A 25,253-nucleotide genomic window follows, 5' to 3' on the forward strand; every position below is an offset into this window, starting at 1 on the left:
AGAATGGCGGATTCATCACAGCCGGGTTTCGCACAGCGCGCACGCCTTGCGAGCAAACCGAATCGTCGTTTCATGTCTTTTTGTCCCCGCTTTATTCACTTGGTTCCCTGTTGCAGGAAGGCGACATGAACGCGCCCGATCCTGTCCGGCACACCGCTCCCATCGTCGAACGCCACGATCCCGCCCTTTGGCAGGAAGGCTTGCGCACCGGCCTGCCTAGCCTGTTCGGGATTGCCGCCTGGGGTTTAGTCGTCGGCATCGCCATGGTCAAGACCGGGCTGAGCCCCCTGCAAGCCTGCGGCATGACCCTGCTCGTGTTCGCAGGGTCCGCGCAGCTGGCCTCGCTGCCCCTGATCCTGGCGCATGCGCCGGTCTGGGTGATTTTTGCCACCGCCATGGTGGTGAACCTGCGCTTCGTGATCTTTTCCGCCTTGCTCGCCCCGCATTTCTCGCACCTGCCCTGGCGCCAGCGCCTGATCTACGGCTATATCTCCGGCGACTTGACGGTGGCGATGTTCCTGCAGCGCTTCCCGACCGCGGTGCCGGTGCCGGGCAAGCTGTCCTATCTGAAAGGCCTGGTGCTGCCGAACTGGACGGCGTGGCAGGTCGGTTCGCTGACCGGCATTTTTGTCGGCAGTGCGATCCCGGCCGAATGGGGCCTGGGCTTTGCCGGCACGCTGGCGATCCTGTGCATCACGGTGCCGCTGGTGGCCAACAGCGCCGCCCTGTGCGGCGTGCTGGTCGCGGGCGCGGTCTCAGTGCTGGCCTATGGCTTCCCTTACAAGCTGGGCCTGCTGGCGGCCGTGTTCGCCGGCATGCTGGCCGCGATGGCCACCGAAGCCGTTCTTGAAAAACGAAAGGCGCGCCATGTCTGATTGGGAAATCTGGGCCACCATCGTGGCGCTGTCGGTGTCGACGGCCATCACGCGCAGCGGCTTCTGGCTGGTGGGGCACAAGGTGTCGATTCCGCCGCGCATCCAGGACATGCTGCGCTATGCGCCGGCCTGCGCGCTGGCGGCGATCATCGGCCCCGACTTGCTGCTCGATGCGGGCGGCGGCGTTCACCTCGAGCTGGGCAATCCGAAACTGCTGGCCGGTATTGCCGCGCTGGGTTTCTATCTGTGGCGGAAGAACATGCTCCAGACCATCGTATTCGGCATGCTGGCCTTCACACTGTTGCGTGTCTTACACGTTTTTGGTGCTGCCGTATAAGAGGCGTGCGGTAGAATATCGTTCTTTCACTATTTCACTGTTGAGCCGACATGGACGCCGTTCTCAGTTTCACCCGCTTGCAAGACCTGATCGACCGCGATGCGCTGCAAGGACAGCGCGTCTTCATCCGCGCCGACCTGAATGTGCCGCAGGATGACAACGGCACCATCACCGAAGACACCCGCATCCGCGCATCGATCCCGGCCATCCAGGCTGCGCTCAAAGCCGGTGCCGCCGTCATGGTGACTTCGCACCTGGGCCGTCCGACCGAAGGCGAATTCAAGCCGGAAGACACGCTGGCGCCCGTCGCCCAACGCCTGTCGGAACTGCTCGGCCAGCCAGTGGAACTCAAGCAAAACTGGGTCGATGGCGTCGACGTCGCGCCGGGCCAGGTTGTGCTGCTGGAAAACTGCCGCGTCAACAAGGGCGAAAAGAAAAACGCCGACGAACTGGCGCAGAAGATGGCCAAGCTGTGCGACGTGTACGTGAACGATGCCTTCGGCACCGCGCACCGCGCCGAAGCGACCACCCACGGCATCGCGAAGTTTGCACCGGTCGTCGCGGCTGGTCCCTTGCTGGCCGCCGAACTCGACGCATTGGGTAAAGCCCTGGGCCAGCCGGCACGTCCGCTGCTGGCCATCGTCGCCGGCTCGAAAGTGTCGAGCAAGCTCTCGATCCTGCAAAGCCTGGCCGGCAAAGTGGATAACCTGATCGTCGGCGGCGGCATCGCCAACACCTTCATGAAGGCCGTCGGCCTGAACATCGGCAAGTCGCTGGTCGAGAACGACCTGGTGGCCGAAGCGAAGCAGATCATCGACATGATGAGCGCGCGCGGCGCCTCGGTGCCGATTCCGGTTGACGTCGTCTGCGCGAAAGAATTTTCGCCAACGGCTGCTGCCACCGTCAAGGATGTGGCGGACGTCAGCGACGACGACATGATCCTCGACATCGGCCCGAAAACCTCGGCAATCCTGGCTGCGCAAATTGAAAAAGCCGGCACCATCGTCTGGAACGGCCCGGTCGGCGTGTTCGAATTTGACCAGTTCGCCGAGGGCACGAAAACCCTGGCGCTGGCGATTGCCGACTCGAAAGGCTTCTCGATCGCGGGCGGTGGCGACACCCTGGCGGCAATTGCCAAGTACGAGATCGGCGACAAGATTGGCTATATCTCGACCGGCGGCGGCGCCTTCCTCGAGTTCCTCGAAGGTAAAACCCTGCCGGCAGTCGAGATCCTGCTGCAGCGTAACGCGAAGTAAGTATTAGCGCAGCCTCTGGGCTGCGCTTCTCTTTCAGAACAAGGATTCCAACACATGCAACCTGCGCGTCCCCTGTACAACGCTACCAAGATCGTTGCCACCATCGGCCCTGCGTCGACCGACTTCGACATCCTCGTGAAAATGATCCGCGCCGGCGTCGACGTCGTGCGCCTGAACTTCTCGCACGGGAAGGCTCAGGACCACATCGACCGCGCCACCCTGGTGCGCCGCGCCGCCGAAGCCTGCGGCACCGAAGTGGCGATCATGGCCGACATGCAGGGTCCGAAGATCCGCGTCGGTAAGTTTGAAGAAGGCAAAATTTTCCTGGAAAATGGTGACAGGTTCATCCTGGACGCCAAGTGGGGCGAGAACGGCGAGCTGGGCAACCAGGAACGCGTCGGCCTCGATTACAAGGCGCTGCCGCGCGACGTGCGTCCGGGCGACAAGCTGCTGCTCAACGACGGCCTGATTGTGCTGATCGTCGACAAGGTCGTCGGCCACGAGATCTGCACCACGGTGAAAGTCGGCGGCGAGCTGTCGAACAACAAGGGCATCAACCGCCAGGGCGGCGGCCTGACCGCGCCGGCGCTGACTGCCAAGGACATGGAAGACATCAAGACGGCGATGAGCTTCCAGGCCGATTACCTGGCGATCTCCTTCCCGAAGAGCGCGACCGACATGGAAATGGCGCGTCAGCTGGCCAATATCGCGGGTGAGGCTTACGGCCACAAGCCGATGATGATCGCCAAGATCGAGCGCGCCGAAGCCATTCCCGTGCTGCAGGAAATCCTGGATGCGTCCGACGGCATCATGGTCGCCCGCGGCGACCTGGCGGTCGAGGTGGGCAATGCCGCCGTGCCGGCGCTGCAAAAGCGCATGATCCGCATGGCGCGCGCTTCGAACAAGCTGGCCATTACCGCGACCCAGATGATGGAGTCGATGATCGTCAACGCCGTGCCGACCCGCGCCGAAGTCTCGGACGTGGCGAATGCCGTGCTGGACGGCACCGACGCGGTCATGACCTCGGCCGAGACCGCATCGGGCAAGTACCCGATCGAGACCGTCGAGATGATGGCTGCGATCTGCCTGGAGGCGGAACAGTCCGAGTATTACAACAAGCTCGATACCGACTTCCTGAACCTGGAGTTCACCCGCATCGACCAGTCGATCGCCTACGGCACGCTGTTTACGGCGCACCACCTGGCGGTGAAAGCCATCGTGGCCCTGACCGAGTCGGGCTCGACGGCCTTGTGGATGAGCCGTCACGGCATCGACACCCCGATTTTTGCCCTGACCCCGTCACGCACGACGCAGCGCAAGGCCTCGCTGTACCGGAACGTGCGAGCATTCCACCTGCTGCAGGAAGGCGGCAGCCACGCGGTATTGCGCAAGGCCGAAGAGCTGCTGATCAAGGAGGGCATGGTCAGCCCGGGCGATACCATCGTCGTGACCTGGGGTTCGCCGATGGGCGAGGCCGGCGGCACGAATGCGCTCAAGATCGTGCGCGTCGGCGAGACCTACAAAGAATAAAGGCGGCTTCGCGTTGTCGAAGCCCTTGAGACGATTTTTTTATTTTGGAGTACTACCATGGCACTCGTATCACTGCGTCAATTGCTGGACCATGCAGCCGAAAACGGCTACGGCCTGCCGGCCTTCAACGTCAACAACCTGGAGCAGGTCCAGGCCATCATGGCCGCGGCCGACGCCACCAACAGCCCGGTGATCATGCAAGCCTCGGCGGGCGCACGCAAGTACGCCGGTGAAGCCTTTCTGCGCCACCTGATCGACGCCGCCGTCGAAGCCTATCCGCACATCCCGGTCGTCATGCACCAGGACCACGGCCAGTCGCCGGCAGTCTGCATGGCCGCGATCCGTTCGGGTTTCACCTCGGTGATGATGGACGGTTCGCTCGAAGCCGACGGCAAGTCGGTCGCTTCCTACGAGTACAACGTCGAAGTGTCGCGCGAAGTCGTGAAATTCGCGCACTCGATCGGCGTGACGGTCGAAGCCGAACTGGGCGTGCTCGGTTCGCTCGAGACGATGATGGGCGACAAGGAAGACGGCCACGGCGCCGACGGCGCCATGACCCGCGAGCAACTGCTGACCGACGTCGCGCAAGCCGCCGACTTCGTCGCCCGCACCCAGTGCGACGCCTTGGCGATTGCCATCGGCACCTCGCACGGCGCCTACAAGTTTACCCGCAAGCCAACCGGCGACATCCTGGCGATCGACCGCATCAAGGAAATTCACCAGCGCATTCCGAATACCCACCTGGTGATGCACGGTTCGTCGTCGGTGCCGCAAGAGCTGCTGGCGATCATCCGCGAATTCGGCGGCGACATGAAGGAGACCTATGGTGTCCCGGTCGAAGAAATCCAGGAAGGCATCAAGCACGGCGTTCGCAAGATCAACATCGACACCGACATCCGCCTGGCGATGACCGCCGCGATCCGCAAATACCTGTTCCAGAACCCAGGTAAATTCGATCCGCGCGACTACCTGAAGCCTGCGCGCGAAGCGGCAACCGAGATCTGCAAGGCACGCTACATCTCCTTCGGCTGCGAAGGCCAGGCTGCCAAGATCAAGCCGATCCCGCTGGAAAAAATGGCCGAGCGTTACAAGGCCGGCGAGCTCGCGCAAGTCGTCAAGTAAAATACTGTTTTGAACGGGCTGCTGCGGCAGCCCGGTTTTCTTGTCGGCGGATGTCTTGCTGAGTCCACCGAGTCCGCTGAGTTCGTTTTTCTGATAGTCCTCCCATGAACAGCCTCTATAAAACCTCGATCAAGTCCCTGCCACTGCTGGGCCACGGCAAAGTGCGCGACAACTACGCCGTCGGCGACGACAAGATCCTGATCGTCACCACCGACCGCCTGTCCGCCTTCGACGTCGTCATGAACGAACCGATTCCGGGCAAGGGCATGGTATTGAACCAGATGAGCGATTTCTGGTTCGAGAAGCTCGGCCACATCGTGCCGAACCACCTGACCGGCGTGGCGCCGGAAAGCGTCGTGGCGCCCGACGAAGTCGAGCAGGTGCGCGGCCGCGCGGTCGTCGCCAAGCGCTTGAAGCCGATCATGGTCGAAGCCGTCGTGCGCGGCTACATCATCGGTTCGGGCTGGAAGGATTATCAGCAAAGCGGTTCCATCTGCGGCATCGAACTGCCGAAGGGCCTGCAGCAAGCCGAAAAGCTGCCGCAGCCGATTTTTACCCCAGCCGCGAAAGCCGACCTGGGCGAGCACGACGAGAACATCTCGTTCGCCGACATGGAGTCGCGCATCGGTCCTGAACTCGCGGCAAAAATGCGCGACACCTCGATCGCCCTCTACACCGCGGCGTCCGAGTATGCAGCCACGCGCGGCATCATCATCGCCGACACCAAGTTCGAATTCGGCCTGGACGACAACGGCGTGATGCACCTGATGGACGAAGTGCTGACGGCCGACTCCTCGCGCTTCTGGCCGGCGGATTCGTATGCACCGGGCATGTCGCCGCCGAGTTTCGACAAGCAGTTCGTGCGCGACTACCTGGAAACGCTCACCGACTGGGGCAAGACCGCACCGGCCCCGGCGCTGCCGCAAGACGTGATCGACAAGACCCAGGCCAAGTATTTCGAGGCCATCGAACGCCTGACCGGCGAAAAGCTGAAGGCGTAAGATGACCGATCAAGCAAAACCGTTGGTCGGCGTCGTCATGGGTTCCTCGTCGGACTGGGACGTCATGAAGAACGCGGTCGACATCCTGAAACAGTTCGGCGTGCCTTTCGAAGCGCAGGTCATTTCCGCGCACCGCATGCCGGACGAGATGTTCAGCTATGCCGAAACCGCCCGCGCACGCGGCCTGCGCGCGATCATCGCCGGCGCCGGGGGCGCTGCCCACCTGCCGGGCATGATCGCCGCCAAGACCATCGTGCCGGTGCTTGGCGTGCCGGTGCCGTCGAAATACCTGCGTGGCGAGGACTCGCTGCTGTCGATCGTGCAGATGCCCAAGGGTGTGCCGGTCGCCACCTTTGCCATTGGCGAAGCGGGCGCCGCGAATGCCGCGCTGACCGCCGTTGCTATGCTGGCCGCGAATGACGATGCCCTGGCCGCGCAGCTGGAACAGTTCCGCCTGGACCAGACCGCCGCCGCCAAGGCGATGATTTTGCCTGTTTGAACGCTTATGAGTAACGAGAGTCATTCCCAGGGAAGCGCCTTCCTGCCAACCGCCAACCCGCCGACCTGGCTCGGCGTGATGGGCGGCGGCCAGCTCGGCCGCATGTTCGCCCACGCCGCCCAGGCCATGGGTTTCAAGGTAGCCGTGCTCGAGCCGGCCGCAAGCTGCCCGGCCGGCGAAGTGGCCGAGCGCCTGATCAATGCCGGCTATACCGACGCCGCCGCGCTGGGCGAATTGTCGGCCCTGTGCGCCGCGGTCACCACCGAATTCGAAAACGTGCCGGCCGACAGCATGAACTTGCTGGCGCAGGGCAGTTTCGTGGCCCCGAACGGCGCCTGCGTCTCGATCGCCCAGGACCGCATCGCTGAAAAACGCTTCTTTGTCGACTGCGCGCCGCAGTCGGGCGTGATGCCGGCGCCGCACAAGGTGATCGCCTCCCTGGCCGACATCGACGAAGTCCAGGAAGAGCTGCTGCCCGGCATCCTGAAAACCGTGCGCATGGGCTATGACGGCAAGGGGCAAGTGCGCGTCAACACCCGCGAGGACATCCGCGCGGCCTTCGAGGCCATGCAGGGCGTCACCTGCTTGCTCGAAAAAATGCTGCCGCTGGCCTACGAGGTGTCGGTGCTGACCGCCCGCGGCTTCGACGGCGCCTCGGTCGTCTATCCGATCGCCGAAAACGTGCACCGCGACGGCATCCTGTTCACCACCACCGTGCCGGGGCCGAACGTGTCGCCCGAATGCGCGCAGCAGGCCCAGGATGCGGCGCGCGCCATCGTCGCCCAGCTCGGTTACGTTGGCGTGCTGTGCATCGAATTCTTCGTGCTGACGGACGGCACGCTGGTCGTCAACGAAATGGCGCCGCGTCCGCACAACAGCGGGCATTACACGATGGACGCCTGCGTCACCAGCCAGTTCGCGCAGCAGGTACGCGCCATGGCGCGCCTGCCGCTGGGCGACGTGCGCCAGCATTCGCCAGCCGTCATGCTCAATATCCTGGGCGATGTCTGGTTCGATGGCGATGCTGTCCGTGAACCGGCCTGGGACCGGGTGCTGGCGCTTCCGGGCAGTTTTGTCCACTTGTACGGCAAGGACGATCCGCGCCGCGGCCGCAAGATGGGCCACGTCACCTTCGTCGCGCCCACGCTGGAAGCGGCGCAGGAGCAATTGCAAGCCGCCTGCGCCATCCTGGGAATCGCGCCGTGAGCGCGATGGAGATCGATCCGGCCGGCATCGACGCGGCTGCGCGTGCTTTGGAAGCCGGGCAACTGGTCGCGTTTCCGACCGAGACGGTGTATGGCCTCGGGGCCGATGCCGAAAATCCGGCGGCGGTCGCGGCCATCTACGCCGCCAAGGGCCGCCCGCAGGATCACCCGGTCATCGTGCACCTGGCGCCGGAAGCCGACATGGCCCACTGGGCCTGCGAGATTCCCGCTGAGGCCCATGCCTTGGCCGAGGCCTTCTGGCCCGGCCCCCTGACGATGATTTTAAAGCGCGCGCCCAACATTCCAGACGCGGTCAGCGGCGGCCAGGACACGGTTGGATTGCGCTGCCCCTCGCACCCGGTGGCGATTGCCCTGCTGCGCGCCTTCAAAGGCGGGCAGGGTGGCGTCGCGGCACCGTCGGCCAACAAGTTCGGCCACGTCAGCCCGACCCTGGCCCAGCACGTGCGCGACGAATTCGGCGCCGACGGCACGGTGGCCATGGTGCTCGACGGCGGCGCCTCGCAAGTGGGCATCGAGTCGACCATCGTCGACCTGTCGCGCCTCGCTACGCACGGCCCGGTGCTGCTGCGTCCCGGCCACGTGAGCGCCGAAGCGATTGCGGCCGTGATCGACCAGGCGCCGGCCGCGCCCGACGTCGCCGCGCCGCGCGCCTCGGGCACGCTCGAATCGCATTACGCGCCGCATACGCCGGTGGCGATGCAGGACACGGCGGCCCTGGCCGAGACCCTGGCGCGCATGCTGGATGCCGGACGCAAGGTGGCGCTGATTCATTATTCGGATTTGCCGGCACCGTACGCGGCGACCTGCCTGCCGGCCACGCCGGACGGTTTTGCGCACGCGCTGTATGCAGCCTTGCGCGCGATGGACGGGCAGGGTGCGGACGTGATTCTGGTCGAGGCGCCGCCGCAAGACGGCGCCTGGCTCGGCGTCAACGACCGCCTGCGCCGCGCCGCGCACGGGTCGACCGGGATTGTGCACGGCTTGCTGAACCGCGACGCCGGAGTGTAGGGCGGCGGTCGGATTTGTTCCGCGGCGGTTGTGTAATGTAGGGTGGGCTCTCCGAGCCCACGCGAAAGCTCAAATCGCGGCGGCGTCATTCAATTCACAATCGCCCGCACCGCGCCAAACGGCACCACATGCACCCCGCAAACGCCAACAACGTGTTGCGCCCCCGCTACCCCTCCGCCCCCTCCGTTTGATCCATCTCAACTCCAGCTCAGTTCGCCTGAAATAACTGCCTGCAAGCCATTGCCTCTGTCACCTTTTGAGATATTACATACAGCAATGCTTGTTATAATCTGCAACGGTTGCCAGCTAGTGCCCGCCTGTTGCCTGTGGTCGATACCATGACAAAAGGAAATTTCTATACAAGCGGAAAGAACACTGGCATATTAGTTTGGGATGCGAATAGCACGAGCGTTCGTTTCACATAAAAATATCTCATTCCTTTTAGGAGACACAATGCGTCAAATGAATTTCGCGCTCGCGCTGCTGGCTGCAGCTGCGCTGGCCGCATGCGGCGGCACCGGTAGCGAAGGTGGCGATCAAACGCACAAGATCGCGTTCACCCAGCAGGTGAGCTTCGGTGACAGCCTGTCGGACGTCGGCACGTATAACGTCGGCGCCATCACGGCGGCCGGCGGCGGCAAGTACACCATCAACGGTGCGAACACGAGCGCGAACGCCGCGTACACCGGCCTGAACTGGACCGAAGTGCTGGCGGCCGAACTGAACCTGCCGAAGCCATGCGCGGCCCAGACCGGCCTGGATGGCGCCGATAACGCCGACCCGGCGCTCGACTTCAAGGTTGCAGTCGTCAACAACGCAAATTGCTTCAACTACGCCCAGGGTGGCTCCCGCGTGACCGACCCGATCGGTTCCCACCACCGCGCCAACGATCCGCAACTGGGGCAGTTGACCGTGCCGCTCGTGACCCAGATCGCCAACCACCTGGCGAAAACCAATGGCAAATTCAGCGGAACCGAACTGGTGACCGTGATGTCCGGCGGTAACGACGTGCTGATGCAGCTGGCCGGATTGAGTGCCGGGGCGACTGCCGCTGGTTCCGCGGAGGGTCAAAAAGTGTTCGGCCCGGCACTGATTGGCGGCCTGGTGGCACTGGTACCGGCGCAGAACCGCGCTGCCGCTCCGGCCGCTATTTCCGCGGCGGCCCAGGGCGCAGGCTCTAATCAGGAAGCCGTCGCTGGCGCTGCCGTGATGGCTGCCTACAACTTGGGCGCTGACCTGACGGCAGCGAAAGCCGCGGCCGCCAAGGCCGGCGCCGATGCGCAAGCGGCTGGCCTCGCGGCTGGCAACAAGTACGCCGCCGACAATGGCCCGGCCCTGGTTGGCAAGCTGGCCCTGGCCGGTGCGGAAATGGCCAAGCTGGTCAAGGAACAGATCGTCGCCAAGGGCGCCAACTACGTGGTGGTGAACAACTTGCCGGACGTTGCCAGCACCCCGTCGGGTAAATCCCAGTCGGCCTCGACCCAGGAACTGATCAAGGCAATGGTCGATGCGTTCAACGCCAAGCTCAAGGCGGATCTGGGCGAGGACCCGCGTATCGCCTACGTCGACCTGTTCACCGTCAGCAACGACCAGGTGAAAAATCCGGCTATCTACGGCCTGACCAACACCGCGCTGAAGGCCTGCACGACCGAGTCGTCGCTGACCTGCACCAGCAAGACGCTGTCGGCGCCGGACACGAGCCACTACATGTTCGCCGACGACATCCACCCGACGCCATACGAGTACTTCCTCGTCACGCGTTATGTCCTGAAAGACATGGCCGTCAAGGGCTGGCTGTAATCCGCATACAAAAAAGCCCGGTTGCTCCCGCCTGCGGACAGGGGTAGCCGGTCGTAAAAAAGAATTCAGGAGAAAGTATGAAAGTACGTATGAATAGCGTCGCCAAAACGCTGGTCGCCGCCGCTGCCCTGGCGTGCGCGTCGGGCGCATTGGCCCAGTCGGCCGGCCAGTTCACCGCGAAATTCGGCCTCAACGAGCTGACCCCGAAGGTCGTGAGCGGCGACATCTCGGCACCGGCCCTGCCGGGCACCAAGGCCGACGTCGAGAGCGACATCCAGCCGGTGCTGATCTTCGCCTACGGCCTGACCGACAACATCTCGCTCGAAGCCGCGCTCGGCACGCCCTACAAGCACAAGATCGTCGGCGCCGGTTCGATCGCCGGTACCGGCGAATTGGGCTCGGTCGAGGCGCTGCCGCCGACCGTGTTCGCGCAGTACCGCTTCTTCGCGCCAACGGCGACCTTCCGTCCCTATGTCGGCATCGGCGCCACCTATGCCTACTTCATGAAGGCACGCGGTTCGGGCAAGCTGACCGCGCTGACCAATCCGGGCGGCCCGCCGACGACCTTCGAGATCGACAACAAGTTCACCTACACCGGCCAGATTGGCGTGGCGATGAACCTGAGCGAGCGCTGGTTCGCCGACGTGACCGTCAACAAGAGCAAGCTGCGCACCGACGTGCACTTCTCGACCGGCCAGACCCAGCACATGAAGCTGGACCCGGTGGCCGTGGTGCTGGCGCTCGGCTACAAGTTCTGATCAAGGTCCTTCGGGACGCAAAAAAACCGGCGGGCGCATAGCCCCGCCGGTTTTTTTTTCGTGTAGCGATTTAATGCAGGCAGGACGCGTAAGCCGCGAAATGCTCGCCGCTGAGCGCGCGTTCGTACAAATACCCCTGGTAGACGAAGCAGCCTGCTTCGGACAGCCACTCGCGCTGACCCAGGGTTTCGACGCCCTCGGCAATGACCTGCAGGCCCAGGCTGGCGCCCAGAGCGATGATCGAGCGCACGATCGAGGCATCGTTGCGGTCGGTGAGCACGTCGCGCATGAAGGAATAATCGATTTTCAGCTGGTCCAGCGGAAGCTTGCGCAGGTAGGCCAGCGACGAGTAGCCGGTGCCGAAGTCGTCGAGCGAGAAGGTGATGCCGAGGCGGCGCAGCGTTTCCATCGTCGCCACCGTGTGCGCGAAATCGGTCACGACCAGGGTTTCGGTCAGCTCGAATTTCAGGCGATGCGGATCGGCTCCGGTGGCGGCCAGGATTTCCTGGGTCATGGCGACGAAATCGGGTTCGACGAACTGGCGCGCGCTGACGTTCACCGACAGCGACAGGTGGCGCGTCACTGGATTGCGCTGCCAGGCCGCCAGTTCGACGCAGGCCCTGCCCAGCACCCAGCGGCCGATTTCGACGATCAGGCTGGTCTCCTCGGCCTGCTTGATGAATTCGGTCGGATACAGGATCTCGCCGTTCGGCAGGCGCCAGCGCAAGAGCGCCTCGGCGCCGATCACGCGGTTGGCGCCGTCGAGCTGCGGCTGGTAGTTGAGCATGAATTCGCGGTTGCGCAAGGCGCGCCGCAGTCCGCTTTCCAGTTCCGAGCGGGCGGTCCACTTGGCCTGCATGTCGGGGTCGAAGAAACGGAAGGTGTTGCGTCCCGCCGCCTTGGCCTGGTACATCGCGGTGTCGGCCTGCTTCAGGGCCGACTCCACGGTATCGAGCGCGCCGCTGATCATCGTCACGCCGACGCTGGTCGACACCGAATACGCGAAGTCGGCCAGCTGGAAGGGCGCGCGCATGGCGGCGACGACCTTGGCGGCCACGGTTTCGGCCTGGTGCGCGGCCGAGGCAAGCGTGTCTTCCTCGGGCGGCACCAGGATCACGAATTCGTCGCCGCCCAGGCGCGCCACCATGTCCGCCTCGCGCACGCTGTGTTCGAGGCGCCGCGCGACCGCCTGCAGCAGCATGTCGCCGGCCGCATGGCCGTGGGTGTCGTTGAGCGTCTTGAAATTGTCGAGGTCGAGGAACATCAAGGCGCCGATCTTGCGCGAGCGCGCGCTGCCGAGCAAGGCGCGCCGCAGGTGGTCGAGCAGGCTGGCGCGGTTCGGCAATTCGGTCAGGGCGTCGAAATAGGCGAGGCGGTGGATGCGCGCTTCGTTGCTCTTGCGTTCGCTGATGTCGGTGCTGATCACCAGGATCTTTTGCGGAACGCCCGAAGCCGCGTCGGCCGGCACCACGGTCCAGCGCGAGTCGGCGTGCAGCTGCGTGCCGTCGCGCCGGTGCTGGTGCAGTTCGCCCACCCATTCGCCTTCGTCGAGCGCCATCTTGTAGGCCTCGCTGTAGGCCGCGTGGTCGTCGCACAGCAGGTCGGACATGCGCTGGCCCACGGCCTGCGCCGCATCCCAGCCGTAGAGCCGCTCGGCGCCCTTGTTCCAGTAGACGATGCGCGAGCCCATGTCCATCACGAAGATCGCGTCGCGCGCCTTGTCCAGCAGCGCGGCCTGTTCCTGCGCCAGCTGGTCCGCGCGGCGCAGGACCGTGATGTCGGCAATAAACCCTTCGAGTGCCTCGACATTGCCATGCTCGTCGTACACGGCCGAACCTTGCTCCCAGACCCAGCGCAGTTTGCCGGCGGCGGTCGTGAGCCGGTAGCTGATCTGGAAGGGGCGGTGGTCGCGGATTGCCGCATTGGTGTCGTCGGTTACCTTGGCGCGGTCGTCGGGATGGATCAGGCTGGCGTACGACATCGCGTCGGGGCCAGTAAACGCGCAAGGGGGATAGCCGGTCAGCTTCTCGACGCCGGCGCTGAGGAAAATCATGGTCCAGGCGCTGTCGTTGAGGCAGCGGTACACGACACCAGGCAAATTGCTCAGCAGCATGTCGAGCGATAACGCCGAGGCGTCGTGCGCTCGCAAATTCGACAAGACTGGATGGCCAGATGTGTGCATGTTCCGCGCGCTTGAAGTAGGTGGAACACCTGCAGGGCAATGCTTGATCTAGCACACATGGTAACGCGAAACTTACGTCGATTCGTTACTGTAAAGACGCTTTATTGAGATTTTGATGTCAAATAAATACGTTCGGGTAAGTTCTAACCCGGCCCGGGTAGGCATCGAGGCCAGTGGCCTCGATGCCGGGTTCACCGGGCAATACAGCGGCGCGGCCGTTAGAAGGCCGCGATACCGGTCTGCGCGCGCCCCAGGATCAGCGCATGGATGTCGTGCGTGCCTTCATAGGTGTTCACGACTTCCAGGTTGACCATGTGGCGGATGATGCCGAATTCGTCCGAGATGCCGTTCCCGCCCAACATGTCGCGTGCGGTGCGGGCGATATCCAGCGACTTGCCGCAGGAATTACGCTTCATCATCGAAGTGATTTCCACCGCAGCGGTTCCCTCGTCCTTCATGCGGCCCAGGCGCAGACAGCCCTGCAAGCCAAGCGTGATTTCGGTCTGCATGTCGGCCAGCTTCTTCTGCACCAGCTGGTTCGCGGCCAGCGGTTTGCCAAACTGCTGGCGGTCCAGCGTGTACTGGCGCGCGGTATGCCAGCAGGCTTCGGCGGCACCGAGCGCGCCCCAGGCGATGCCGTAGCGTGCCGAGTTCAGGCAGGTGAACGGGCCTTTCAGTCCGCGCACTTCGGGGAAGGCGTTTTCTTCCGGGCAGAACACGTTGTCCATGACGATTTCGCCGGTGACGGAAGCGCGCAAGCCGAACTTGCCGTGGATCGCCGGAGCGCTCAAGCCTTTCCAGTCCTTCTCGAGGACAAAACCGCGGATCGCGCCTTCATCGTCCTTGGCCCAGACCACGAACACGTCCGCCACCGGCGAATTGGTGATCCACATCTTCGAGCCGGTGAGCGAGTAGCCGCCGTCGACCTTGCGCGCACGCGTGACCATCGAGCCCGGGTCCGAGCCGTGGTTCGGTTCGGTCAGGCCGAAGCAGCCGATCCACTCGCCGGTAGCCAGCTTCGGCAGGTATTTCTGCCTGGTTTCTTCGTTGCCGAACTCGTGGATCGGCACCATGACGAGCGAGGACTGTACGCTGGCCATCGAGCGGTAGCCGGAGTCGACGCGCTCGATTTCGCGCGCGATCAGGCCGTAGGCGACGTAGTTCAGGCCAGGGCCGCCGTACTGTTCGGGAATCGTCGGGCCGAGCAGGCCGAGTTCGCCCATCTCGCGGAAGATGATGGTGTCCATCTTCTCGTGGCGGAAGGCTTCCAGGATGCGCGGCTGCAGCTTGTCCTGGCAGTAGGCGTTGGCCGCGTCGCGGATCATGCGCTCGTCATCGGTCAGCTGGCTGTTGAGCAGCAGCGGGTCGTCCCAGTGGAAGGCAGTCTTGCGTGGCGAAGCGGCGTGGTTCATGGCGGGTCCTGGTCTCGGTTCTTGTAGGGAGGCGGCGCGCGCAATGCGGCCGCGCCGGGACTGGCCATTATAGAAAGGAGATGCGGGCCTATCTTTTCAAACTGCGACAGCCATTTTCATAATTGTCGCCGGGGCCTCAAGCCGGCCCGGTACTGCCGAAGCGCCCACCATGAAACAGCAGGCCCGCCTGCGGCTGCACATTGCAATCCTCGACTTCGCCGACGAAGATCACGTGGTCGCCTTCCGGATAACGGCTGCGGTTGTGGCATTCGAACCAGGCGGCCACGCCCTTCAGGATCGGCAGGCCGGTGCGCGAGAGTTCGTAGTCGATGCCCTCGAAGGGATTGGTCTCGGTGCGGCGCGAAAAGCGCAGCGCCAGGTCTTGCTGGCCGGCGGAGAGCACGTTGATGACGTAATGCGAGTTGCCGGAAAAGACAGGCATGCTGTTCGCGCCCGCACCCAGGCTCCACAGCACCAGCGGCGGATCGAGCGAGACGGAATTGAACGAACTGGCGGTCAGTCCACGGAAGCTGCCGTCGCCAAGCCGCGTCGTGATCACGGTCACGCCGGTGGCAAATTGCGACAGCGCCTGGCGGAAATGCGCCGAGTCGAATCCGCGCTCGGTAGCGCGGTGGGAGCGTGTGTTCATTGGTACCTTGGAAAGTTGCATGCTCATTATGCCACCGCCGCCTGTGCGCCGTCGCCACGGGAGCGTCACATGCCCGCATCGCATTCCTGGATACGCCTGCATGGCGCGCGCCTTTGCGTTAGCATCGAAGCATTCAATACAAGAACGAGGCATGCGATGAGCGAGCAAGGGCGGCGGGAGGTGGCAATCCTGGGCGGCGGATGTTTCTGGTGCGTCGAGGCCGTGTACCTCGAAGTGCGCGGCGTCACCCGTGTCGAATCGGGCTACATGGGCGGGCATGTCGTGAACCCGACCTACGAGCAGGTCTGCGGCGCCGGCACCGGCCACGCCGAGGTCGTGCGGCTCGAATTCGATCCTTCGGTCATCAGCTACCGCGACATCCTCGAGATCTTCTTCACGATCCACGATCCGACCACGCAGGACCGCCAGGGCAACGACGTCGGCCCGCAGTACCGCTCGGTGATCTTTTATGAGAACCCGGAGCAGGAAGCCACCGCGCGCCAGGTGATGGCGGAGATGGCCTCGGTCTGGGATGCGCCGCTCGTGACCCAGCTGCTACCGAGCCAGACCTGGTACAAGGCCGAGGAGTATCACCAGAATTACTATGCGCAGCATCCGATGCAGGGTTACTGCGCATTCGTGGTGGCGCCGAAGGTGGCGAAGTTTCGCACCACTTTTACGCACTGGATGAAGTAGCCCCTACGGGTACATGTAGCCCCGCGACCATGGTATCTGCGCCGGATCCTTACCCGCTTTCGCCCCCACGATCTGATACAGGCTGATCCAGTCGTGGGCGAAGGCGTAGGCGCAGCCGGCAAGGTAGATGTGCCAGATGCGCACCCGCCTGGCGTCGGTCAGGGCGCCGATCGCGTCCATCCGGTTTTCGAAATGCTCGGTCCACAGCGTGCAGGTGCGTGCGTAGTGGCGGCGCAGGTTTTCGATGTCGCGCACTTCCAGGCCGCCTTGCTGCATGGCCTTGACCACCGTCGACAGGTGCGCCAGTTCGCCGTGCGGGAACACGTACTGGCCGATGAATTCCCCGACGCCGTAGGGCGTGGCGCGGGCGTCGACGTCGGTGGTGGTGATGCCGTGGTTCATGACCACGCCGTCTGGGGCGAGCAGGGCGCCGATCTTCTCGAAATAGGCCGGCAGCTGCTGCAGGCCGACGTGCTCGAACATGCCGACGCTGGTGATGCGGTCGAATTCGCCCGTCAGGTCGCGGTAATCCTGCAAACGGATCTCGACCTGGCTACTTAATCCGGCCCGCGCCACCCGTTCGCGCGCGAGCCGCGCCTGGTTGTCCGACAGCGTGATGCCGACGCAGCGTGCGCCAAACTGTTCTGCTGCGCGGATTGCCAGCGCGCCCCAGCCGCAGCCGATATCGAGCAGGCGCTGGCCAGGGCGCAGGTCGATCTTGCGCAGGATGTGGTCGATCTTCTTGATCTGCGCGCTGGCCAGGTCTTCGCTGCCGTCCTCGAAATAGGCGCAGGAATACACCATGTTCGGATCGAGCCAGGCCGCGTAGAAATCGTTCGAGACGTCGTAGTGGTAGCGGATCGCCTCGGCATCCCTGGCGCGCGTGTGGCGCCTCCGCTGCCACAGCGGATTGGGCGGGCGAGCGGCCTTGCCCTTGGCGGCGGCCAGTTCGGTGCCGATGCGGATCATGTCGGCGGCGCGTCCGCGGATTTCGAGCTGGCCTTCGACGTAGGCCGCCCCGAGCTTGTACAGGGTGGGCGAGAGCAGGTAGCGCAGGCTCGAGGGCTTCGGGACGCGGATGGTGACGCGCGGTGGATCGGAAGAAAAATCCAGGCGCTCTCCGTTCCACAGTTCCACGCGCAAGGGCAGCGACAGCTGGCTGCCCAGACCAGTACTCCAGGTGCTGAGCTTCAATGCATTGAACATGGCGTCCTCCAGCGGTAAGCGCGCCGGCCACACTGCGCCGGCATCGAACCTGCCCGGTGGAGCGACAGGTTCTAGGGTTGCAAACGCTGCCGTACCCAGCTGCCGTCTTCCTGCCGCTCGTAGACGATGCGGTCGTGGAAACGCGAACGCCGTCCCTGCCAGAACTCGATGCGCTCGGGCACCAGGCGGAAACCGCCCCAGTTGGACGGCCTTGCCGGCGCCTCGCCCGCGGTGGCGGCGACCGCTTCGTAGTTCCGTTCCAGGGCCGCGCGGTTGTCGATCGGCGCGCTTTGCTGGGAGGCGATCGCCGACAGGCGGCTCTTCAACGGCCTGCTGTGGAAATACTTGTCGCTTTCTTCAGCCGAGGTCGTTTCGACCCGGCCTTCGATGCGAACCTGGCGTTCAAGTTCGCTCCAAAAGAATAGCAGTGCTGCATGCGGATTGGCGCGCAATTCCTGAGCTTTCCGGCTGTCATAATTGGTGTACCAGGTGAAGCCGCGTTCATCGAACTGCTTGACCAGGACGATGCGCGAACTCGGCCGGCCGTCCGCATCCACGGTTGCCACGTTCATCGCATTCGGCTCGTTGACCTGCGCTTTCAGGGCCTGCTCGAACCAGTTCGTGAACTGCGCCATCGGGTCGTCCAGCACCTCGTCCTCGTTCAGGCTGGCCTGGCCGTAATCCTTGCGCAGGCCGGCCACCGCATCCCCGATCGCCGGCGCCGCCTCGGTCGCCTGCGTTGCGACAGGGTCGTCGCCAATGCCGCGGCGGCGCGCCATCGCGCTGCCCAGCTGTGTCATCTGCTCGGGCGAGAACAGGCGCATCGCCATCGGCGCCATCGTGCTTTCTTCGCGGTCCATGTGCGACGAATACCGCTGGCAGAAGCGCTGCACGCCGGATGCCGACAGGACGCTGGCGCTGCCGTCGGCAATCGCCGCCAGTTGCTCATGCAGGTCTTGCCAGAGCGCATCCATATCCTGGTGGTCCTGCAGGATCACCGGGGCCAGGGCCTGCAACGTGGCGGCGTCTTCCCCCTGCGCCACGGCGCGCAGCATCGGAATCAGGTTTTCTTCCTCGTCCTCGTGGTGCAGGTGCGCCGCCTTTTCGAAGTAGTTCAGGACGGCGCGCGCCGCCTGGCGCGCGGATTCGTCGGCGCCGTGTTCGGGCAGGTGCGAAAGCAGCCGTTCGAGCGTCGTCAATTGCTTGCGGATGCGGCCGTGGCAGTGCTTGAGCACGGCGATCGGCTGGTCGAAGCCGGGGGCCGTATCAGGAAGGAAATCATTCATGTGCGTATTTTTGACAGAGGGAAGTTTTTTAATTGACTAAGCGTTATTTTAGTGCGGATGCGAAAGATCGGTCCGGTAAAATGCCCGGATGAACCCGATCGACACCCCACTCTTCGCGCCGGCGCCTGATGCCGACATCGACTTTGCGCGCCGCTTCGGCGGCGTCCAGCGCCTCTACGGTGAGCGTGCGCTCGAACGTTTTAAAACGGCGCACGTTTGCGTGATCGGCGTGGGCGGCGTCGGTTCCTGGATCGTCGAGGCGCTGGCACGCAGCGCAATCGGCCATCTGACCCTGATCGACCTCGATAACGTGGCCGAATCGAACATCAACCGCCAGATCCAGGCCTTGACCGATACCGTCGGCCAGCCGAAGATCGAGGCGCTGCGCGACCGCATTGCCCAGATCAATCCGTTCTGCCAGGTAACCCTGGTTGAAGATTTCATCGAGCCGGACAACATTGTTCGCATGATCGATGGAAAAGGTTTCGATTACGTGGTCGACGCCATCGACAGCGTCAAGGCCAAGGCCGCCCTGATCGCCTACTGCCGCGAACATGCCCTGCCCATGATCACCAGCGGCGGCGCCGGCGGCCAGATCGACCCGACCAAGATCGAAGTGCGCGACCTGGGCCGCACCGAGCAGGAGCCGCTGCTGAAAAAAGTGCGCAAGCTTCTGCGCGCAGAGTACGGTTTTTCGCGCGGCGAGAAGCAGAAATACGGCATCGACGCCGTGTTTTCGATGGAGCCGCTGCGCTATCCGGAAAGCGAGGACGCCTGCGAGATCGAATCGAGCATCACCGGGCTCAATTGCGCCGGCTTCGGTTCGGGCATGGTGGTCACGGCCAGCTTCGGCATGATCGCGGCCGCCCACATCCTGCGCAAGCTGGCCGAGTCGACGCTGGAAGCTGCCGCGGCGCCGGCCGATGCGACCGAGTTTGTAAGCACCTGAGTCATCGCTGGGCAGTGCGCTCCGGGCTTGCTATGATGGGATATCGCTTGAAATCCTGTTATTGAAAGAGCCCTCATGATGCGTCGTACTACTGCTACTTCTACTTTCGTTGCCCTGTTGCTCGCGGCCGCCGCCGCCAGCGCCCAGCAAGCCACCGTCCCGGCCGCTACGCCGGCCAACGCGCCGGCCAGCGCCGGCCAGGCGGCCGCCCCCCTTGAGCCCAGCACCGCCGCCCAGGCCGCCGCCGCCGCGCAGGCAGCCCAGCCGGTGCCGCCGGCACCCAGCGGTCCCCAGCTCGAAGTCATCGACCGCGTGGTCGGCAAGGGCCGCGAAGCAACCCTCGGCAGCGAGGTGCGCGTCAATTACACGGGCTGGTTCCACAAGCCGCTCTCGGCCACCGGCAAGGGCCGCAAATTCGATTCCTCGCTCGACGGCGGCCGCGAGCCGCTCGAGTTCCGCCTCGGCGCCGGCATGGTCATCAAGGGCTGGGACCAGGGCGTGGCCGGCATGAAGGTCGGCGGCAAGCGCACTTTGATCATTCCAAGCCAGCTCGCCTACGGCAAGCGCGGGGCGCCGGGCGGCATGATTCCGGCGGATACGGATTTGATTTTTGATGTTGAATTGCTCGGAGTTAAATAATCCAACTTACTGACGGGAGAACGGCAATGCGTATTGCAAACGATGTCACCGAACTGATCGGCAACACCCCTCTCGTCAGGATCCGCAAGCTGTCGCCGGGCGGCGCCGACATCCTGGCCAAGCTCGAGTTCCATAATCCCGCGCACAGCGTCAAGGACAGGATCGGCCTGTCCATGATCGAGGCGGCGGAACAGGCCGGCAAGATCGGCCCGGACACCGTCGTCGTCGAGCCGACCAGCGGCAACACCGGCATCGCGCTGGCGATGGTCTGCGCCGCGCGCGGCTACCGCTGCAAACTCGTCATGCCTGAGACCATGAGCAACGAGCGGCGCATGCTGCTGCGTGCCTATGGCGCCGAGCTGGTGCTCACGCCCGGCTCCGAAGGCATGCTGGGTGCGATCCGCCGCGCCGAGGAAATCGTCGCGAACGATCCGCGCGCCTTCATGCCGCAACAGTTCAACAATCCCGCCAATCCGGAAGTCCACCGCCGCACGACCGCCGAGGAAATCTGGCGCGACACCGACGGCAAGGTCGACATCCTGGTGGCCGGCGTCGGCACCGGCGGCACGATCACCGGCGTGGGCGAAGTGATCAAGGAAAGAAAGCCCGGCTTCCAGGCCATCGCGGTCGAACCGGAAGCCTCGCCCATGCTCTCGAAAGGGACCAAGGGCCCGCACCCGATCCAGGGCATCGGCGCCGGCTTCGTGCCGCAGGTATTAAATACCGCGATCTACGACGAGATCATCACGGTCAGCAACGAAAACGCCTTCGAGACGGCGCGTGCCGCCGCGCGCGAAGAAGGTTTATTGGTCGGGATTTCGTCCGGTGCGGCCTTGTGGGCGGCGATCCAGGTGGCGCAGCGGCCGGAGAATGCGGGGAAGATGATCGTGACGATCATTCCGTCCTTCGGCGAACGTTACTTGAGCACTGCTCTTTTCGCCAATTTAGCGGGCTAATCTGGCCAATACACGCCGCGTACCGTAGGGTGGGCACTCCGTGCCCACGCGGAAGCTTGCATCGTGGCACGCGGCGTCAGCACCCATAAGCCGCGTGCCTGCTTGGCCACCTCTAGCTAGATGCTGGCGTTTCGGAGTTTGGTCACCCAAACAATGATCATCGTTCCGCGTGGGTACAGGGTGCGATCGCGGCCCGGCCCAACCTACGAGCGTGTGAAAAAATCCGCCATGGCTGCGTTGCATCGTCTCGCCGTACGAGTGTACTGTCTTCGACGATGCGCCTTGCCCTGGCGTTTTTTTCACACGCTCTACGTGACGAGCGCGCATTGATGTTGTAACGTCCCTTCTTCTACCTGCAGCGTGCAGTGCCCGATCGAAAAATCGTGGCGCAGGCGCGTGACGATCTCTTCGATCACGCGGTCCCCGGGATAGCCTCCCGGCATCACCAAATGCGCCGTCAGCGCCGTTTCGGTCGTGCTCATCGCCCAGATGTGCAGGTCGTGCACCCCGGCCACGCCTGGCTGCGCGGCAAGAAAACGATCGATCGCCACCGCGTCGACGCTGCCGGGCACGGCCGCCATCACCAGGCGCAGCGATTCGCGCAGCAGCGACCAGGTGCCGACTACGATCACCAGCACGATCACCAGGCTGACGGCCGGGTCAAGCCAGGTCCAGCCGGTGCCCATGATGACCAGGCCCGAAATCACCACCCCCAGCGAGATCGCGGCGTCGGCCGCCATGTGCAGGTAGGCGCCGCGGATGTTCAAATCTCCCTTGCTGCCGGCCATGAACAGCCAGGCCGAAAAGCCGTTGATCACCACGCCGATTGCCGCCACCACCGACACGGTCATGCCTTCGACCGGGGCCGGCGCCGTGAAGCGGTGCAGGGCTTCCCAGGCGATCGCGCCGCAGGCCAGCAGCAGCAGGATGGCATTGCCCAGCGCCGCGAGGATCGAGGTGCTGCGCATGCCGTAGGTGTAGCGCGCGCTCGGCGCGCGTTTCGTCAGCACGGCCGCGCCCCAGGCCAGCACCAGTCCCAGCACGTCCGACAGGTTGTGCCCGGCATCGGCCATCAGCGCCGTCGAGTTGGCAAGGAAACCGTAGACGAATTCGATGGCGACGAAGATTGCATTGACGCCGATCGCCAGCGCAAAGGCGCGCCCGTGTCCCGCTTCCGGAATGTGATGGTGGTGGTGGCCATGGCCGTGCCCGTGGTGGCCGTGCTGATGGTCGTGGTCGTGATCGTGGCTCATGCGTCCATTCCGTTGGTAGGTTCGGCGATGTGCTCGAACATGGTGGTGAGCAGGGTGCTGATGTGGGCGTCGGCGGCGGCGTAGAACACTTGCTTGCCCTGGCGCTCGGCCTTGACGATGCGCGCCGCGCGCAGCAGGCGCAGGTGGTGGCTGACGAGCGAACTCGACAGCGCGAGCGTCGCGGCAATCTCGCCCACCGCGGTTGGCTGCGCCAGGCAGGCCAGCACGATGCGCAGGCGGGTCGGGTCGCCCAGCAGGTGGAACAGGTCCGCCAGCTGGTCGACGTCGTCATTCGGATAGGGAAGAGTGTTCATCATTAACATGTGAATAGTTGTTCACATGTTAGATCAAGGTGGACGATTACGCAACGCAATCGTGCTGAAAGGCAGTGTGGGGGCGCGTTCTGGCCGCTTCCAATCGAACGGGGGTTAACCCGGAGCCCATCATATAATTGTCGGTGTATTAATAAAAAGAACGACCGCGAACCGGCACAGCGTGCCGCAAGAACCAACATTTACCCATGGGCGCAGGTCCGGTCAGCCGGTGGACCGCGCTCCCCATGACCATCAACAATCAACAGTCAGGATAGAACCACATGAACAAGAAAATCGCCATCGTCGGCGCTGGATTTTCCGGAGCTGTGATTGCCAACCAGCTTGCACAAGCCGGTTACACCGTCGAAGTCTTCGAATCGCGTTCCCATATCGCGGGCAATTGCCACTCCGAGCGCGATGCCGAAACCGGCGTCATGCTGCACGTCTACGGTCCGCACATTTTCCACACCGATAACGAGCGCGCCTGGGAATTCGTGAACCGCTACGCCGAGTTCAAGCCTTACGTGAACCGCGTCAAGGCCATCACCAAGGGGCAAGTGTTCACGCTACCGATCAACCTGCTGACGATCAACCAGTTCTTCGGCAAGACCATGGGCCCGGCGGAAGCGGAAGAATTCCTGCAGTCGCTCGGCGACAAGACGATCGAAAACCCGACCACCTTCGAAGAGCAGGCGCTGCGCTTCGTGGGCCGCGAACTGTACGAGGCCTTCTTCAAGACCTATACCGTCAAGCAATGGGGCCTGGAGCCGAGCGAACTGCCGGCCAGCATCCTCAAGCGCCTGCCGGTGCGTTTCAATTACGACGACAATTACTTCAGCCACAAGTACCAGGGCATGCCGGCCGAGGGTTACACCGCGCTGGTCGAGAACATCATCACCGTGCCGGGCGTGACCGTGCACCTGAACACGCGCTTCGATCCGGACCTGAAGTCCGACTACGAGCACGTCTTCTACAGCGGCCCGATCGACGCCTGGTTCAAGCACGCCGAAGGCCGCCTGCCGTACCGCACGCTCGATTTCGAGACCTTCCGCGCCACCGGCGACTACCAGGGCAACGCGGTCATCAACTACTGCGACAACGAAAAGCCGTACACCCGCATCACCGAGCACAAGCATTTCTCGCCGTGGGAAAAGCACGAAAAGACGATCTGCTACAAGGAATACAGCCGCCAGTGCGAAGAGAAGGACATCCCGTACTACCCGATCCGCCTGGCGCGCGACAAGCAGCAGCTCGAGCTGTACGTGAACCTGGCGAACAAGGAGCCGAACGTCACTTTTGTCGGCCGCCTCGGTACCTACCGCTACCTGGACATGGACGTCACCATCAACGAAGCGTTGATGACGGCCGATAAGTTCCTGGACTGCGCTCGGGACAAGCAATCGATGCCGGCGTTTGTGATCGATCCACTGGCGTAAATAGGGTGGGCACTCCGTGCCCACGCGGACCTGTGCGCCGTGTTGGCGGGGGCGGATGATCCGCAGTCACGTGTCGGTTTGATGAATTTATCGCCGCGCCCATGCGCCAACGCGACGCACGCATCCGCGTGGGCTCGGAGAGCCCACCCTACGATGTGCAAGCATCGCGGTGTTAATCGGGTAGCTGGCCCATCAGGATCAACGACACCGGTTTGCCGGTTTCCGGGTGCACCGGTTCGCGCAGGCTTGTGACGCGCAGGCCGCTGTCGATGAACAGCGCGACCCAGCTCGCCAGGGTGCGGAAATACCAGGGAGGCGCATCGGTAAAATCGCTGCTGAAGCCGGCCCAGCTGCCTTCGCGCCAGCCGTCCAGGTAGGGCGCATCGCCGCAGGAGGCGAGCGGGTGCACCGTTTGCACGATCAGCGTGCCGCCCGGGCGCAGGTAAGCCGGCGCCGCGCGCAAGAGGCCAGCCGTGGATGCTTCGCCGATCAGCGAGAAATTGCAGATGGCGACGTCGCTGGCCAACTGCAGTTGGCCGGCCGCGATTTCCTCATACGACATGACCCGGAAGTCGCCCGCGCTGCCGCCCGCGGCACGCGCCGCCTCGACCAGGCCGTCGATCGCATCGACGCCGACCATCTTCACCTCGGGCAGGGCGCGCACCAGCCAGCCTTCGCCGCAGCCGAGGTCGACGCCGGTACGGGGCCGGCAGGCGCGCACGGCCTCGACGATGGCAGCATCCGTCACCAGCGCGCGGCTGGCAATTTCTCGGCCGCGCACGGCGGCCACCCAGGGGACGCTGTTGCGTGACCAGGACTCCACAATTTTCTCGTCCGTCAGTACCGCCATCGCACTTCCTCCA

At 63.9% G+C, this 25,253-nt stretch carries 24 protein-coding genes; 16 read left to right on the forward strand and 8 right to left on the reverse strand.

Annotation, left to right across the window (positions count from 1 at the left end):
- Positions 1 to 125 precede the first annotated feature (125 nt).
- From NMB41_RS02235 to NMB41_RS02285, 11 genes are all read left to right on the forward strand, one after another.
- Entirely contained in the window at positions 126 to 875 is a 750-nt protein-coding gene (locus tag NMB41_RS02235) for an AzlC family ABC transporter permease (protein WP_494380861.1), read from the forward strand.
- Positions 868 to 1,212, forward strand: coding sequence for an AzlD domain-containing protein (locus NMB41_RS02240; protein ID WP_494380862.1), 345 nt, complete (start codon positions 868 to 870; stop codon positions 1,210 to 1,212). Before NMB41_RS02235 ends, NMB41_RS02240 begins: the two co-directional genes overlap by 8 nt.
- A gap of 50 nt (positions 1,213 to 1,262) precedes the next feature.
- Positions 1,263 to 2,468: a phosphoglycerate kinase gene (locus NMB41_RS02245; RefSeq protein WP_494380863.1), complete on the forward strand. Its 1,206-nt coding sequence runs from the start codon at positions 1,263 to 1,265 to the stop codon at positions 2,466 to 2,468.
- Between the two features lie 72 nt (positions 2,469 to 2,540).
- Positions 2,541 to 3,998: a pyruvate kinase gene (gene pyk / locus NMB41_RS02250; RefSeq protein ID WP_494382922.1), complete on the forward strand. Its 1,458-nt coding sequence runs from the start codon at positions 2,541 to 2,543 to the stop codon at positions 3,996 to 3,998.
- Positions 3,999 to 4,055: 57 nt separating this feature from the next.
- Positions 4,056 to 5,120 (forward strand): class II fructose-bisphosphate aldolase, encoded by a 1,065-nt coding sequence (gene fba, locus NMB41_RS02255; protein WP_494380864.1) that lies wholly within the window; start codon positions 4,056 to 4,058, stop codon positions 5,118 to 5,120.
- A gap of 104 nt (positions 5,121 to 5,224) precedes the next feature.
- Complete coding sequence (locus tag NMB41_RS02260; RefSeq protein ID WP_494380865.1) at positions 5,225 to 6,121, forward strand: phosphoribosylaminoimidazolesuccinocarboxamide synthase; 897 nt, start codon at positions 5,225 to 5,227, stop codon at positions 6,119 to 6,121.
- A 1-nt stretch (position 6,122) separates the two neighbouring features.
- Positions 6,123 to 6,620, forward strand: a complete 498-nt coding sequence (purE, locus tag NMB41_RS02265; protein WP_494380866.1) for a 5-(carboxyamino)imidazole ribonucleotide mutase — start codon at positions 6,123 to 6,125, stop codon at positions 6,618 to 6,620.
- A 6-nt stretch (positions 6,621 to 6,626) separates the two neighbouring features.
- A complete protein-coding gene (locus NMB41_RS02270; RefSeq protein WP_494380867.1) occupies positions 6,627 to 7,826 on the forward strand; it encodes a 5-(carboxyamino)imidazole ribonucleotide synthase in 1,200 nt (399 codons plus the stop codon).
- A gap of 5 nt (positions 7,827 to 7,831) precedes the next feature.
- The gene (locus NMB41_RS02275; RefSeq protein WP_494382923.1) at positions 7,832 to 8,854 is read left to right on the forward strand and encodes an L-threonylcarbamoyladenylate synthase; all 1,023 of its coding nucleotides are present in this window, start codon (positions 7,832 to 7,834) and stop codon (positions 8,852 to 8,854) included.
- Positions 8,855 to 9,307: 453 nt separating this feature from the next.
- Positions 9,308 to 10,654, forward strand: coding sequence for an SGNH/GDSL hydrolase family protein (locus tag NMB41_RS02280; protein ID WP_494380868.1), 1,347 nt, complete (start codon positions 9,308 to 9,310; stop codon positions 10,652 to 10,654).
- Between the two features lie 77 nt (positions 10,655 to 10,731).
- Complete coding sequence (locus NMB41_RS02285; protein WP_494380869.1) at positions 10,732 to 11,412, forward strand: OmpW/AlkL family protein; 681 nt, start codon at positions 10,732 to 10,734, stop codon at positions 11,410 to 11,412.
- A gap of 70 nt (positions 11,413 to 11,482) precedes the next feature.
- Here NMB41_RS02285 and NMB41_RS02290 read toward each other — a convergent pair whose 3' ends face one another.
- The 3 genes from NMB41_RS02290 to NMB41_RS02300 all read right to left on the reverse strand — a co-directional run bounded on the left by NMB41_RS02290 (position 11,483) and on the right by NMB41_RS02300 (position 15,655).
- A complete protein-coding gene (locus tag NMB41_RS02290) occupies positions 11,483 to 13,570 on the reverse strand; it encodes a putative bifunctional diguanylate cyclase/phosphodiesterase (RefSeq protein ID WP_494380870.1) in 2,088 nt (695 codons plus the stop codon).
- Positions 13,571 to 13,812: 242 nt separating this feature from the next.
- Positions 13,813 to 15,006, reverse strand: coding sequence for an acyl-CoA dehydrogenase (locus NMB41_RS02295; protein ID WP_494380871.1), 1,194 nt, complete (start codon positions 15,004 to 15,006; stop codon positions 13,813 to 13,815).
- 136 nt (positions 15,007 to 15,142) lie between these two features.
- Positions 15,143 to 15,655: a flavin reductase family protein gene (locus NMB41_RS02300; protein ID WP_494380872.1), complete on the reverse strand. Its 513-nt coding sequence runs from the start codon at positions 15,653 to 15,655 to the stop codon at positions 15,143 to 15,145.
- A gap of 156 nt (positions 15,656 to 15,811) precedes the next feature.
- On the opposite strand from NMB41_RS02300, the gene msrA reads away from it, so the two are divergent.
- Complete coding sequence (gene msrA, locus NMB41_RS02305; RefSeq protein ID WP_494380873.1) at positions 15,812 to 16,351, forward strand: peptide-methionine (S)-S-oxide reductase MsrA; 540 nt, start codon at positions 15,812 to 15,814, stop codon at positions 16,349 to 16,351.
- Positions 16,352 to 16,354: 3 nt separating this feature from the next.
- On the opposite strand, the gene NMB41_RS02310 is transcribed toward msrA, so the two are convergent.
- Entirely contained in the window at positions 16,355 to 17,557 is a 1,203-nt protein-coding gene (locus NMB41_RS02310; protein WP_494380874.1) for a class I SAM-dependent methyltransferase, read from the reverse strand.
- Positions 17,558 to 17,628: 71 nt separating this feature from the next.
- The gene (pdxH, locus tag NMB41_RS02315; protein WP_494380875.1) at positions 17,629 to 18,843 is read right to left on the reverse strand and encodes a pyridoxamine 5'-phosphate oxidase; all 1,215 of its coding nucleotides are present in this window, start codon (positions 18,841 to 18,843) and stop codon (positions 17,629 to 17,631) included.
- Between the two features lie 88 nt (positions 18,844 to 18,931).
- On the opposite strand from pdxH, the gene tcdA reads away from it, so the two are divergent.
- The 3 genes from tcdA to cysK all read left to right on the forward strand — a co-directional run bounded on the left by tcdA (position 18,932) and on the right by cysK (position 21,387).
- On the forward strand, positions 18,932 to 19,792 hold the full coding sequence (gene tcdA / locus NMB41_RS02320) for a tRNA cyclic N6-threonylcarbamoyladenosine(37) synthase TcdA (protein WP_494380876.1): 861 nt from the start codon (positions 18,932 to 18,934) through the stop codon (positions 19,790 to 19,792).
- A 75-nt stretch (positions 19,793 to 19,867) separates the two neighbouring features.
- Positions 19,868 to 20,431: an FKBP-type peptidyl-prolyl cis-trans isomerase gene (locus NMB41_RS02325; RefSeq protein WP_494380877.1), complete on the forward strand. Its 564-nt coding sequence runs from the start codon at positions 19,868 to 19,870 to the stop codon at positions 20,429 to 20,431.
- 26 nt (positions 20,432 to 20,457) lie between these two features.
- Positions 20,458 to 21,387 (forward strand): cysteine synthase A, encoded by a 930-nt coding sequence (gene cysK, locus NMB41_RS02330; protein ID WP_494380878.1) that lies wholly within the window; start codon positions 20,458 to 20,460, stop codon positions 21,385 to 21,387.
- 308 nt (positions 21,388 to 21,695) lie between these two features.
- Here the strand turns inward: cysK and NMB41_RS02335 are convergent, their stop codons facing one another.
- Both NMB41_RS02335 and NMB41_RS02340 read right to left on the reverse strand, forming a co-directional pair.
- Positions 21,696 to 22,640: a cation diffusion facilitator family transporter gene (locus NMB41_RS02335; protein WP_494380879.1), complete on the reverse strand. Its 945-nt coding sequence runs from the start codon at positions 22,638 to 22,640 to the stop codon at positions 21,696 to 21,698.
- Positions 22,637 to 22,954, reverse strand: coding sequence for an ArsR/SmtB family transcription factor (locus NMB41_RS02340; protein WP_494380880.1), 318 nt, complete (start codon positions 22,952 to 22,954; stop codon positions 22,637 to 22,639). Before NMB41_RS02340 ends, NMB41_RS02335 begins: the two co-directional genes overlap by 4 nt.
- A gap of 281 nt (positions 22,955 to 23,235) precedes the next feature.
- On the opposite strand from NMB41_RS02340, the gene glf reads away from it, so the two are divergent.
- Positions 23,236 to 24,390, forward strand: a complete 1,155-nt coding sequence (gene glf / locus NMB41_RS02345; RefSeq protein ID WP_494380881.1) for a UDP-galactopyranose mutase — start codon at positions 23,236 to 23,238, stop codon at positions 24,388 to 24,390.
- Positions 24,391 to 24,562: 172 nt separating this feature from the next.
- On the opposite strand, the gene NMB41_RS02350 is transcribed toward glf, so the two are convergent.
- Positions 24,563 to 25,240, reverse strand: coding sequence for a class I SAM-dependent methyltransferase (locus NMB41_RS02350; RefSeq protein ID WP_494380882.1), 678 nt, complete (start codon positions 25,238 to 25,240; stop codon positions 24,563 to 24,565).
- Positions 25,241 to 25,253 lie beyond the last annotated feature (13 nt).

Source organism: Massilia sp. FBCC-B171, from assembly GCF_059134155.1.

What these genes read in the sequence shown, in the direction of transcription:
- NMB41_RS02335 (WP_494380879.1), bottom strand. Translation starts at nt 22,640, where the DNA reads ATGAGCCACGATCACGACCACGACCATCAGCACGGCCACCACGGGCAC.
- tcdA (WP_494380876.1), top strand. Translation starts at nt 18,932, where the DNA reads ATGAACCCGATCGACACCCCACTCTTCGCGCCGGCGCCTGATGCCGAC.
- NMB41_RS02295 (WP_494380871.1), bottom strand. Translation starts at nt 15,006, where the DNA reads ATGAACCACGCCGCTTCGCCACGCAAGACTGCCTTCCACTGGGACGAC.
- pdxH (WP_494380875.1), bottom strand. Translation starts at nt 18,843, where the DNA reads ATGAATGATTTCCTTCCTGATACGGCCCCCGGCTTCGACCAGCCGATC.
- NMB41_RS02235 (WP_494380861.1), top strand. Translation starts at nt 126, where the DNA reads ATGAACGCGCCCGATCCTGTCCGGCACACCGCTCCCATCGTCGAACGC.
- fba (WP_494380864.1), top strand. Translation starts at nt 4,056, where the DNA reads ATGGCACTCGTATCACTGCGTCAATTGCTGGACCATGCAGCCGAAAAC.
- NMB41_RS02260 (WP_494380865.1), top strand. Translation starts at nt 5,225, where the DNA reads ATGAACAGCCTCTATAAAACCTCGATCAAGTCCCTGCCACTGCTGGGC.
- NMB41_RS02285 (WP_494380869.1), top strand. Translation starts at nt 10,732, where the DNA reads ATGAAAGTACGTATGAATAGCGTCGCCAAAACGCTGGTCGCCGCCGCT.
- NMB41_RS02280 (WP_494380868.1), top strand. Translation starts at nt 9,308, where the DNA reads ATGCGTCAAATGAATTTCGCGCTCGCGCTGCTGGCTGCAGCTGCGCTG.
- glf (WP_494380881.1), top strand. Translation starts at nt 23,236, where the DNA reads ATGAACAAGAAAATCGCCATCGTCGGCGCTGGATTTTCCGGAGCTGTG.
- NMB41_RS02240 (WP_494380862.1), top strand. Translation starts at nt 868, where the DNA reads ATGTCTGATTGGGAAATCTGGGCCACCATCGTGGCGCTGTCGGTGTCG.
- NMB41_RS02275 (WP_494382923.1), top strand. Translation starts at nt 7,832, where the DNA reads ATGGAGATCGATCCGGCCGGCATCGACGCGGCTGCGCGTGCTTTGGAA.
- NMB41_RS02325 (WP_494380877.1), top strand. Translation starts at nt 19,868, where the DNA reads ATGATGCGTCGTACTACTGCTACTTCTACTTTCGTTGCCCTGTTGCTC.
- NMB41_RS02270 (WP_494380867.1), top strand. Translation starts at nt 6,627, where the DNA reads ATGAGTAACGAGAGTCATTCCCAGGGAAGCGCCTTCCTGCCAACCGCC.
- NMB41_RS02310 (WP_494380874.1), bottom strand. Translation starts at nt 17,557, where the DNA reads ATGTTCAATGCATTGAAGCTCAGCACCTGGAGTACTGGTCTGGGCAGC.
- NMB41_RS02300 (WP_494380872.1), bottom strand. Translation starts at nt 15,655, where the DNA reads ATGAACACACGCTCCCACCGCGCTACCGAGCGCGGATTCGACTCGGCG.
- purE (WP_494380866.1), top strand. Translation starts at nt 6,123, where the DNA reads ATGACCGATCAAGCAAAACCGTTGGTCGGCGTCGTCATGGGTTCCTCG.
- msrA (WP_494380873.1), top strand. Translation starts at nt 15,812, where the DNA reads ATGAGCGAGCAAGGGCGGCGGGAGGTGGCAATCCTGGGCGGCGGATGT.
- NMB41_RS02245 (WP_494380863.1), top strand. Translation starts at nt 1,263, where the DNA reads ATGGACGCCGTTCTCAGTTTCACCCGCTTGCAAGACCTGATCGACCGC.
- cysK (WP_494380878.1), top strand. Translation starts at nt 20,458, where the DNA reads ATGCGTATTGCAAACGATGTCACCGAACTGATCGGCAACACCCCTCTC.
- NMB41_RS02340 (WP_494380880.1), bottom strand. Translation starts at nt 22,954, where the DNA reads ATGAACACTCTTCCCTATCCGAATGACGACGTCGACCAGCTGGCGGAC.
- NMB41_RS02350 (WP_494380882.1), bottom strand. Translation starts at nt 25,240, where the DNA reads ATGGCGGTACTGACGGACGAGAAAATTGTGGAGTCCTGGTCACGCAAC.